This window comes from Rhizobium sp. P2_G9, assembly GCF_056403475.1.
Genome location: NZ_JBFUFK010000107.1, coordinates 1 through 5,223, shown reverse-complemented (window position 1 = coordinate 5,223; position 5,223 = coordinate 1). Strand labels below are relative to the sequence as shown.

General features: G+C 56.6%; 10 protein-coding genes and 1 tRNA gene. 5 read left to right on the top strand and 6 right to left on the bottom strand.

What is annotated here, in order from left to right; translation table 11 throughout:
* Both AC1DYF_RS39980 and AC1DYF_RS39975 read left to right on the top strand, forming a co-directional pair.
* On the top strand, window positions 1-492 hold a 492-nt coding region (locus tag AC1DYF_RS39980), incomplete at its 5' end, for an NAD(P)H-dependent flavin oxidoreductase (RefSeq protein ID WP_477884445.1).
* A 159-nt stretch (window positions 493-651) separates the two neighbouring features.
* A tRNA-Thr gene (locus tag AC1DYF_RS39975) sits at window positions 652-727 on the top strand.
* A 206-nt stretch (window positions 728-933) separates the two neighbouring features.
* Here the strand turns inward: AC1DYF_RS39975 and AC1DYF_RS39970 are convergent.
* Together AC1DYF_RS39970 and AC1DYF_RS39965 are read right to left on the bottom strand one after the other, a co-directional pair.
* Window positions 934-1,281 (bottom strand): Rap1a/Tai family immunity protein, encoded by a 348-nt coding sequence (locus tag AC1DYF_RS39970; RefSeq protein WP_477884447.1) that lies wholly within the window; start codon window positions 1,279-1,281, stop codon window positions 934-936.
* Between the two features lie 329 nt (window positions 1,282-1,610).
* Window positions 1,611-2,153, bottom strand: a complete 543-nt coding sequence (locus AC1DYF_RS39965; protein ID WP_477884443.1) for a hypothetical protein — start codon at window positions 2,151-2,153, stop codon at window positions 1,611-1,613.
* Here AC1DYF_RS39965 and AC1DYF_RS39960 point away from each other — a divergent pair.
* Entirely contained in the window at window positions 2,153-2,341 is a 189-nt protein-coding gene (locus tag AC1DYF_RS39960; RefSeq protein ID WP_477884441.1) for a hypothetical protein, read from the top strand. The genes AC1DYF_RS39965 and AC1DYF_RS39960 overlap by 1 nt on opposite strands.
* Window positions 2,342-2,476: 135 nt before the next feature.
* Here AC1DYF_RS39960 and AC1DYF_RS39955 read toward each other — a convergent pair whose 3' ends face one another.
* The 4 genes from AC1DYF_RS39955 to AC1DYF_RS39940 all read right to left on the bottom strand — a co-directional run bounded on the left by AC1DYF_RS39955 (window position 2,477) and on the right by AC1DYF_RS39940 (window position 3,895).
* Complete coding sequence (locus AC1DYF_RS39955; protein WP_477884440.1) at window positions 2,477-2,746, bottom strand: hypothetical protein; 270 nt, start codon at window positions 2,744-2,746, stop codon at window positions 2,477-2,479.
* A gap of 4 nt (window positions 2,747-2,750) precedes the next feature.
* Window positions 2,751-3,113, bottom strand: coding sequence for a hypothetical protein (locus tag AC1DYF_RS39950; protein ID WP_477884438.1), 363 nt, complete (start codon window positions 3,111-3,113; stop codon window positions 2,751-2,753).
* 124 nt (window positions 3,114-3,237) lie between these two features.
* Entirely contained in the window at window positions 3,238-3,477 is a 240-nt protein-coding gene (locus AC1DYF_RS39945) for a hypothetical protein (protein WP_477884436.1), read from the bottom strand.
* Window positions 3,478-3,682: 205 nt separating this feature from the next.
* Entirely contained in the window at window positions 3,683-3,895 is a 213-nt protein-coding gene (locus AC1DYF_RS39940) for a hypothetical protein (protein WP_477884434.1), read from the bottom strand.
* A gap of 115 nt (window positions 3,896-4,010) precedes the next feature.
* Here AC1DYF_RS39940 and AC1DYF_RS39935 point away from each other — a divergent pair, with 115 nt between their 5' ends.
* Entirely contained in the window at window positions 4,011-4,631 is a 621-nt protein-coding gene (locus tag AC1DYF_RS39935) for a hypothetical protein (RefSeq protein ID WP_477884432.1), read from the top strand.
* Window positions 4,632-4,919: 288 nt separating this feature from the next.
* On the top strand, window positions 4,920-5,223 hold a 304-nt coding region (locus AC1DYF_RS39930), incomplete at its 3' end, for a helix-turn-helix domain-containing protein (protein WP_477884430.1).

Sequence of the window (5,223 nt, the reverse complement as noted above, 5' to 3'; positions counted from 1 at the left end):
GGCCATGCCGGCCGGCTCTCGCCCTTCGCCCTGGTGCAGGAAATCCGCGAATGGTTCGACGGCCCGCTGCTGCTCTCCGGCGCCATCGCCAATGGCGGCGCCATCCTCGCCGCCCGTGCCATGGGCGCCGACCTGGCCTATATCGGCACCCCCTTCATCGCCACGCCCGAAGCCCGCGCCACCGACGCCTACAAGCAGATGATTGTCGCCAGCCGCGCCGAAGACGTCATCTATTCCAGCTATTTCACCGGCATCCACGGCAATTACCTCAAGGGCTCGATCGAAGCCGCCGGCCTCGACCCGGCCAACCTGCCCGAAGCAGACCCCACGAAGATGGATTTCGAAAAAGCCACCTCCGGCCCAAAGGCCTGGAAGGACATCTGGGGCTCCGGCCAGGGCATTTCCGCCGTCAAGGCGATTGAACCGGTCGAGACGCTGATCACCCGCCTCGAAGCCGAATACCACGCCGCCAAGGCTCGCATCTGCGGCTGACCCGCCGCGGACGACGCCGTTTCCCGGTGGACCTTGCCGCAGGCTGGCCCGATCGCGCAAAAAAGCAGTTTCCGCGTCATTCCAGCTTGCAATCCGCCGCTTTTGCCTTTATCAGCGCCTCCGGAATATCCGAGCCGGTCCAACCGGTGCTTTGGATTTGCCGCTTTAGCTCAGTCGGTAGAGCACATCATTCGTAATGATGGGGYCCTCGGTTCGATTCCGGGAAGCGGCACCAAAAACCTCAACAAAAACAAGAAGATACAGGGGTGGTAAAATGCTACCCCACCGCTTACTGGCTCGCAACTGGCTCACAGTGTGCTTTTGAACCTGCGGAGACCCGCGGCTCCGGCTAAATTCAGCCCCTGTGGCCTGTCGGGATTCGGCGCCAACCCCACCCGTCAACAGCGCTGGAGTCCGAAAGGGTGCCTCTGGCACGGGCTGCTAATGCTGGCACGGCCAAGCGTGCTTGAAGGCAGCTTTCACAAGGTCACTGGCCGGCTCCTGTCTAGTCTCAGGTGTCGCTGCAAGATATTTACAGACCACATCCGTAGCTTGGCCTAACGTGTACCGATCGGGAAGACACGCTCCTCCCTGAGAAAATACCCATGCCTCTGCGTAAGCTGGGTTATATGGCTCATGTTTTTGGAAAGCCTCGGCCTGCTTTATCAATGACCATCCTGAGACGCTGCTTGCTTCGTCTATGACGCCCGAAACGTATCCAAGTGCCATGCCTTTGCTTCCTAAGCAGGAATCATAGAGCGTGTTGCCGTCGATAGCATATGCGGGCATCGCGACGGTCAAAAGCGTGCAAACAAGAGCTATCCGCATCATTCCCCCTCCAGCTTCACCGGCTTCCACACTACCTGCTTGCGTTGCTCCGGCAAGAGCCATTCCTTGTATCGTTCGGCCTGGTGGTGGGGGCCGGGGGCGAAATTGGCCTATTTTAAGACAGTTTTGGCTTCCACGTTGGTGTTCGTGGTGGGGGCGGCGCGGTGGGCGGCAATGACTTTGCGAAGTGCATTTATGGTTATGCCGGTGTTGGGCAAATCTTTCCACGTTGGCGCATCCCAGCGGTCAACAACGGCTTGTCCAGCCTGCTCATACGCCAGCACCGTCTCTTACAGGGCGGCGATTTGGGTTTGCAATGCTTCTCCGCCACGGGCCTCGAAGTTCTGGCCGTCCTCAAATCCGCGAGCATAGCCGTTGACATCAGCCTGCTCGCGGTGGCGGGAGAGGATGGCGGTAATAGTTTGAATATCGAGTTCAGCCTCAACGTAATCGGGGGACGAGTAGTTAGTTGTGGCCTTATGGCATCCGACAATTTTCCGCGCCACCTCCTCATCCGAAGCTGTTACGGCGGGGCGAAGGGCGTCGGCTATGCGATTAGCCTCGCCCTTGGTGCAAGGGATAGTGGGGCAATCAAAGCGGTCGAAAATATCACCGTAATTGAAGCCATAGGTACGCTGTTTCCAGTAGCCCCCGCCCAGCAGCTCAATCCGCTCAGGCGTCCGTGGCGTGCCGCGGGCAGAATCTAAGCGGTCCTGCAATTCGGAGGTGGCTTCACGCTGGGCCTGCCGAGCGTCATCCGTTGCGACGGCGCCAATCGCAAGGCCGCTCTCGTCGTAGATTGCTCCGGCGATGGAGTGGGGGGCGCGGCTCATTGCTCGCCCTCCAACTGCCCGACCAACTTCCTCAAGTTCCGAATAAAGTTCTGCCGGACTTCCTGGTCATCCTCGGAGTTGTCGGTATCCGGGCACCGCATATCATCGGCGTGCTCAAGCTCGTTGAGGATGTGCTTGGCCTGGGCAAGGTTCAGTCGAATGTATTTCACGTTGTCGTCTTTCGTTGATTTGTCTCACCCGCGCTTCTTCCTCGGCGCGGCTGTAGTCTTGCATTCCCCGTTTCATCAATTCCCACGGGGAGGGCGGAGCGGCTTCTGTTCCCTTCGGCTCTAGCTCGGAAAGAAACGAAAGCTGCTTCATGGTCACACCGCGCGGCAAATAGCTTTGAGGTCTTTGTGCTCTGCTACCTTGGCGACACGAGCCATGCACGCCTGATAGGTCGGGTAGGTATCGAGCTTGGTATAGGCGTAAGCTCGATATGGGGCACACATTGGCGGGGCTTTCGGGAATTCACGTATCCCGGCACCATCTTGGTAGAAATACCGGGTATTTGGGGCAAAGGTAGAACTGACGGACATGTCGACGCTACACGCTGCCGCCATGAAGCTGTAAATCAAAACAAGCTGGAACATGGCCCTACACCCCCGCTGCAGCTCGCAAGCCGCCTTCCATATCTGGGATAGGCCCAAGCTTTGCCAGCACGGCGCGGGCAACATTGGCCTCATCGAAGCTGGTGTCGAGGATGTCGCCACCGGCGTCCGTCTCGACGGTGACCACCTCGATCGGCTCGGCGAAGTTGCCGCTGATAATGCCGCCGTTCTGGTGAAGGCGGAAGCCGGTGGCGTTGAAGGCGGTGACCGCGAAATAGCGGGTGTGAAAGCGCAAATCGTCGCCAAACATGTAGGGCGCTTCCCCGAACTCCTGCTTCTCGGTCTCGGTGCCGATAAGCTCGATGCCGAGGTCACGCTCGATGTCGGCGACGTGGCGAAGGGTTGTCATTTCGTAGTTCTCCTTTGTTGTTAGAGAATCATGAGCCTACTATTTTAAGTTGTAAAGAAATTTTATTCATAAACGCTAAAATAGTTTGCATACAAATAGCCCCACCTTGCGGGCAGGGCTGTCACTAACGGTTTTCAGGGAAAAAGGTCGTCACGCGCCAGAGCGGGTTGATGGCCCTGATGAGCGCGATGCTCTTGGCCTGCTCCCTGGTCGGCACCTTCTCGCCGCGTTTCAGCACCACCATGATAATGCCGTTCCCCCGGGCGGTCTGGTGCTTGGTGTTCACCAGCACGCCATCGGTCTGCATGTCGTAATCGTAGACGGCGGGAACTATCCTGCCCTCCACGTACAGGTAGAGGTTCATGGGACAGCTCCAAAATAAAAGCCCCCGGTCACAATCGCTGTGCCGGGGGCAGGTGAACCGCTCGCCGTGGGAGGAGGAGTCGGCGGCGGGAGGGGGATCATTTCGGTGATGTCAACGAAATGGTCGGGTCTATCGACGAGCGGCCCGTAACTCGGCAGGTGTAGGCTTCTTTCCTGCTGCCTAGATGATGGTCACGCTCCTTTCTTTATCGTCCCGAGGCCCGGTGGTCGGCCATGAAGTCGAGGCAGTAATCGCAGGGGATTTGGCAGCGCTTGCAGGGCGGCGCGGCATTGAAGCCGAAGTCGCGTGCGCGGTTCTCGGTTATGGGCGGCGGGATGTTGGGCAGCTCCGGCTGGCTGGAAGGCATAGGTTGTCGTTGCGGGCGCTCGCGCGCCAGCGTCTCCGCTGAAAGTTTCATTGGGATATCTCCGGAAGCTGATTGCTTACCGGATGATGATGCGGCTGATGCGTGTATACTTCAACGAATTTAGCAGGGCCGAACGTAGCGTGTCGGGGCGGTGAGGGACTTCAGGATGGCGGACAAGAATGAGAAAGAAGCACAACCGGATTCTCCGCAATGGGCAAAAAAGATAGTAGTGTTTTTGACAGGTCTTTTGGTGGTCATCCCGGTGGTTGGCACCGTGTTGGTTGCAGGAATCAAAAGTAGCCAGCAGATTAGAGATGCTTTAGGCATTGAAACGAACACCGCAGAGCAATCTAAAGGCGAAAGCGCCATCGACGATTTTGTCAGGTTCACTATTGACTGCGGAATGTCTGTAGACGACTCAGACGGTACCAAGCGCACACAAGATAACCTCTTTTCTTGCGGCAACGGCATGTGCGTTGTGTATGAGGTAGGTCAGAATGAGTATGTTGGCATAGTGAAAGATGCCAACAATAAGTTCGCGGAGGATACTATTCGAGATGTGAGGGTCGATACTTCAAATTTTGCAATAAGGGACTTGTCAGAAGTGTATTTCATAAACGTTGGGCACGAAAACACAAAGAAAAACAGCTTGCACATTGTTTGTAAGGTAGGAAATTGCATTAGGGGAGGATCAGACGTCGCAATGGACCAAATATATACATTTACTGACGAGCCGTGCGCGGAGGAATTTAAAAGATATATTTCTGAAAACATGGCGGGGAAGTAAAAATAGATGTTGCCAAGCTTCTATAGCTGACTCATCGTGTCTGTGGGGCGGGAGCAGGTTCCATACTACCTGCCGCCCCGCCGACTATTTGGCAAAGTATGGCGGCATGAATCAATGAAAGTATGGAAATGTGGACATTTCCCCCTCAGAACGCCAATCGTTAGTAGATGCTGGCTGGCAAGAAAACGATGGAAAATGGCGCTACCCAAACAGCTTTGACATGGGATGGCTTTGCGCTGCCGACGCGCTGAAGATTAATGCTCTGATTTCAAAGTGGAAGGCACCAGAATGAACGCCTTCTTCTCCTGGCAGCACGCCATCCTCAAAAGCCCACTTGAACCCACCACAAAGCTCGTCTGCCACACCATCGGTTGCCACATGGCCGCCGATGGCTCCGGCTGCTTTCCCAGCTACCAGATGATTGCTGAAGAATCTGGCCTCAGTCGGTCCACGGTGATTGCCCATGTGGCCAAGGTTGTTGAAGCAGGCTATCTCCTCGCTGAAAGCCGCGAGCGCAAGGACGGGTCCGCCTCCAGCAACCTCTACCAGCCGACGATGCCGGGTAGTCCGGCAGATGGACTGGGGTGGTCCA